Genomic DNA, 4,536 nt, shown 5'->3' with positions numbered 1-4,536 from the left:
GCCGCTCACGGCCCCGCGACCACCCGGCCCCCCCCGCCCCCGCCCGCCGCCGCGACCAGCGCCGCGCCGATCGGGGCGCCGAGCAGCGCCGCCACCTGGCTGCCGGCCTGCTGGAGGGCCATCGCCCGGGGCAGTTGCTCGGGGCCGACGAGGCGGCGCGGCATGGAGCCGGTCGCGGGGAGGTAGAACGCGTCGACCATCCCGGTGACGGCGGCGAAGGCGATCAGCATCCAGACGGGCGCCGCCGACGCCCCGCTCGTCGCGGCGAGCCCGAGTGCGGCGGCGAGCATGACCGCGTCCCCGGCGATCATCACGCGGCGGGCGCCGGCGCGGTCCCCCACGGCCCCGCCGAGCAGGAGGAGGACGGTCCGGGGCAGGGTGATCGCGGTCAGGACGAGGGCCGCCGTCCGGCCGCCGTGGGCGCTCGCCGCCCACCCGAGGGCGAAGGTCAGGGCCGCGTCGCCGGCCAGTGAGGCCCGGGTGCCGGCGAGCCAGAGCAGGTAGGGCCGGGGCAGGGCCGGTCGCCGTACGGGCGGGACGGGCGGGACGCGCGTGGTGCCGATGGTTCGCATGACGGGCGACCGTAGGGCCCTCCAGTTGGTCGAGGGCAAGCCGAGAACGAGCCGCCGGGGCCGGCACCGCCACCTCCACCGTCACCGTCACCGTCGGCGGACGACGGCCAGGAGGACGAGCGACGCGGCCTGGATCGCGGCCACGACCGCGACGAGCGCGGGGATCGACGTCTCGTACAGGGCGCCCGTCAGGACGCCTCCGGCCAGGGTGGCCGCGCCCGTCACGGCCGCGAAGACGCCGTACGCGGTGGCGCGATTGGGGGCCGGGACGAGGTCGGCGATGGTGGCGCGGAGCGTCGCCTCGCTGAGGCCGGTCGCCGCACCCCAGAGGAGTGCGCCCGTGACCGCCGCCGCCAGGGTGTCCGTGAACGCCAGGGCCGGGACGGCGGCGGCCAGGGCCGGGAGCGCCAGCAGGACGCGCGGGCCGACGCGGTCGTACAGCCACCCGGCCACCAGGGCCGCCGCCGCGTCGGCGAGCATCGCGCCCGCGTACAGCACCGGGATCAGCGAGACGGAGAGCAGGTGGCGCTGGACGAGGTGGTAGGAGAGCAGGCCGAAGGTCGCGAAGCCCGTCATCGTGGTGGCCGTGAAGGCCGCGTAGACCCAGAACACCCGTGGCAGGCGGCGCGATCGGGACCGCTCCCGGCGGGCTTCGGGCACTGCGGCGGGCTCGTACACCGCGGGGTCGGGCACCCGGGTGCGCAGCCACCCGAGCAGCACCAGGACGGCCGCGCCCGGGATCGCGAGGACGCCGAGCGCCGGGCCGTACCCGCCGCCCGCCGCCAGGACCCCGGCGACGGTGAGCGGCCCGACCACCGCGCCGACCTGGTCGAGCGCCTCGTGGACGGCGAAGCCCCGGCCGCGGCCGGTCGCGGCGGTGGCGTGCGAGAGCAGCGTGTCCTTGGCCGGGGAGCGCACCGCCTTGCCGACCCGCTCCGCGACGACGAGCACGCAGGCCGGCCCGAGCGCCCCGACGACGCCGAGCGGCGGCACGGACAGCACGGTGAGCGCGTAGCCCGCGATCGTCAGCGCCCAGAAGCGCCCGGTGCGGTCGGCCAGCGGCCCCGACACCAGCCGCAGGCCCAGCGCCGCCGCCTCCCCGGCGCCCGTCACCGCGCCGACCACCACGGCGGAGGCCCCGAGCGAGGCGAGCAGCGGGCCGGTGACCGACCGGGCGCCCTCGTACACGAAGTCCGCCAGGAGGCTGATGATCCCCCACCAGACGACGAACCGCCACGGTCGCATCGGCGCGGTCCCTCCGGTCCCCCGGTCCCTGGTCACCCGCTGACGATCCGCCGTCCGGTGACGCCGTCCGGCCGGATCCGCACCCACAGCGGCCGGTCGCCGCCCGCCCACGGGGCCGAGCCCGGCAGGCCCGCGAGGTGCCGGAGCTCCTCCTCGTCCGTGACGTGGTGCGCGGTGCCGAGCACCAGGACGGTCCAGCCGCGGCCGAGGTACTCGTCGAGGTGGTCGACCTGGAAGGACGCCTCCACGCCGTCCTCCGGGTCGGTCACGCTGCCGGTGGCCGTCCGGTACGCGAACGAGCCCTTGTCCACGACGTAGTTGACCGGGAACACCACCGGGCCAGGCCGCACCGGCAGGCCGACCCGGCCCACCCCGTGGGTGCCGACCAGCTCCCAGCACTCGGTCTCGCCGAGGTCGAGCAGGCGCGGGCGCGGCCCCGGCGCCCCCTGCCCGGGCGGGGCGTCGGCGCGCCCCTCCACGAGGACCTCCCGGGTGGTTCCGAGCACGGCGGCGATGCGGACGAATCCGCCCGGGTCGAAGGCGGGGCCGGCCGTCAGCAGGTGGCGCAGGTAGTTCGGCGCCATCGCCGCGCGCTGCGCCAACTCATCTTCGCTGATTCCGAGTTGCTCACGCCTTTCGGCGATCCTGCGGGCCGCGGCGGCGGCGCCGGGCTCGGCGGCTGGGGTGTCGGTCACGGTGGCGGCTCCTCGGCTGGGCTGGTCCGGACGGGCCCCGGCCCCCTCGGCTCCGGCGGGGCCCTCGGCACTGGCGCGGGCCCATCCAATCGCCCGGCCGCCGCCAAGTCGAGCACGGCCGGACCACCGTGCGTGTCGCCGGCCCGGCCCGTCCCGCCCACCGCCTGGTGGACGCGCCTTGATCCGATTCCCGTCGAACTGCGATCATCTGACCTGATGCGTAATCAGGTTCGGGTCGAGCACGGGGAGAAGAGATGTCCATGATCGTAGTGACGGGTGCCACCGGCACGGTCGGCTCGAAGATCGTCACGGGGCTGCGCGAGCGCGGCGAGAGCGTCCGCGCGCTGCTGCGCAATCCCGCCGAGGCGCCGGCGGAGTGGGACGGCGGGGTCGAGAAGGCCGCCGCCGACTTCTCCGACCCGGCCTCGCTGGACGCGGCGCTCGCCGGCGCCGACGTGGTCTACCTGCTGGTCGCCGTCCACCCGGACATGGCCGACCACGAGCGGAACGTGATCGACGCGGCAGTGCGCACCGGCCGCCGGCCGCGCGTCGTCCTGCACGCCGCCGCTGGCATAGAGCAGCGCCCGGCGGGCGTCCGGTTCGTGGCCTCGCACGTCGCGGGCCTGGACCACCTGCGGGCGAGCGGCCTGCCGTGGACCGTGATCGCGCCGAACGGCTTCTACCAGAACTTCCTGGGCATGGCGCAGAGCGTGCGGGCGGGCCGGCTGGCCGTGCCGGGCGGCGAGGGCGCGGTGTCGTACGTCGACGCGCGGGACGTCGCCGCGGCGGCCGTCGAGGTGCTGGCGACGGAGGGCCACGAGGGCGCCGTCCACACCCTGACGGGCCCGGCGGCGCTCACCCACGACGCCCTCGCCGAGCAGCTGGGCGCGGTGGCCGGCCGCACGGTGCGGTACACCGCCGTCGCCCCCGACGCCGCCCTCGCCGGCATGCTCGACGCCGGCTGGGACCCGTGGCGTGCCGAGGGCATGGTCGAGCTCTACGGCCTGTACGCGGCCGGGCACGCCTCCGCCGTGAGCCCGGACGTCGAGAAGCTGACCGGCCGTGCGGCCCGCTCCTTCGCCGAGTTCGCCGCCGAGCACGCCGGGGCCTTTGCCGACTGACCTCGCGTCGACTGACCCCACGTCGGCTGACCCCACGTCGGCGGGCCGCCGCCGTCGCCCTCACCCGGACGGCCGACGGCGGCTGCTCCGCCCGTGTGATCACCGCCACTCCGGACCGCCCCGGTTCACCGCCGGTTCAGCGCGGGCGGAAGATCTGTTCACCTCCCCCGTCTAAATTCTTCACCCCGGGGATCACCAGGCCCCCGGAACCCGCGTCCGAGCGCGGGCCGTGAAGAACGAGGGGAAACGAAGAGATGCTCCAGCGGAACCGCCGGTCCAGCAGCCTTGCCCTGAGTGCGGTGGCACTGGTGGGCGCCCTGTCCCTGACGGCGTGCGGCAGCGACGACAACAACCCGGCCCCCGCGGCGAGCGGTTCCTCAGCCGCCGGCGGCGCGTCGATCAGCTGCGGCAAGAACGGCTCGCTCCTCGGCGCCGGCTCCACCGCGCAGGGCCCCGCGATCGACGTGTGGAAGAACCTCTACGCCGCGTCCTGCTCGGGCACCACCGTCAACTACAGCGGCGGCGGCTCCGGCGCGGGCGTCCAGCAGTTCAACCAGGGCAAGGTCCAGTTCGCGGGCTCCGACTTCGCGCTCAAGCCCGCCGACGTCGACGCCTCGAAGGCCGTCTGCACCGGCGGCAAGGCGATCGACCTGCCGATGGTGGCCGGCCTCGTCTCCCTGGTCTACAACGTCGACGGCGTCGACAACCTGATCCTGGACGGCCCCACCGCCGCCAAGATCTTCGACTCGCAGATCACCAAGTGGAACGACCAGGCGATCGCCGCCCTCAACCCGGGCGCCAAGCTGCCGGACGCCGACATCCAGTCCTTCCACCGCTCGGACGACTCCGGCACCACCTTCAAACTGTCCTCCGACGTAGCCAACACCCACGGGGGCGCGGGGT

Annotated in this window: 5 protein-coding genes; 2 read left to right on the top strand and 3 right to left on the bottom strand. The window is 75.9% G+C overall.

The window, feature by feature from the left end; all coding sequences use genetic code 11:
* Positions 1-5 precede the first annotated feature (5 nt).
* The 3 genes from ACFV4F_RS42530 to ACFV4F_RS42520 form a co-directional block, all read right to left on the bottom strand.
* The gene (locus ACFV4F_RS42530; protein ID WP_380511230.1) at positions 6-572 is read right to left on the bottom strand and encodes an MFS transporter; all 567 of its coding nucleotides are present in this window, start codon (positions 570-572) and stop codon (positions 6-8) included.
* Between the two features lie 87 nt (positions 573-659).
* On the bottom strand, positions 660-1,817 hold the full coding sequence (locus ACFV4F_RS42525) for an MFS transporter (protein WP_380438761.1): 1,158 nt from the start codon (positions 1,815-1,817) through the stop codon (positions 660-662).
* A 32-nt stretch (positions 1,818-1,849) separates the two neighbouring features.
* The gene (locus ACFV4F_RS42520) at positions 1,850-2,512 is read right to left on the bottom strand and encodes a pyridoxamine 5'-phosphate oxidase family protein (RefSeq protein WP_380511227.1); all 663 of its coding nucleotides are present in this window, start codon (positions 2,510-2,512) and stop codon (positions 1,850-1,852) included.
* A gap of 254 nt (positions 2,513-2,766) precedes the next feature.
* Between ACFV4F_RS42520 and ACFV4F_RS42515 the strand changes: the two genes are divergently transcribed.
* The gene (locus ACFV4F_RS42515; RefSeq protein WP_380511224.1) at positions 2,767-3,633 is read left to right on the top strand and encodes an NAD(P)H-binding protein; all 867 of its coding nucleotides are present in this window, start codon (positions 2,767-2,769) and stop codon (positions 3,631-3,633) included.
* A 254-nt stretch (positions 3,634-3,887) separates the two neighbouring features.
* On the top strand, positions 3,888-4,536 hold a 649-nt coding region (locus ACFV4F_RS42510), incomplete at its 3' end, for a phosphate ABC transporter substrate-binding protein PstS (protein WP_380511221.1).

The sequence above is a fragment of the Kitasatospora sp. NPDC059722 genome (assembly GCF_042733235.1).
In the GTDB taxonomy this organism is placed as follows: Bacteria; Actinomycetota; Actinomycetes; order Streptomycetales; family Streptomycetaceae; genus Kitasatospora.
This window is presented reverse-complemented; position numbering and strand designations above follow the sequence as displayed.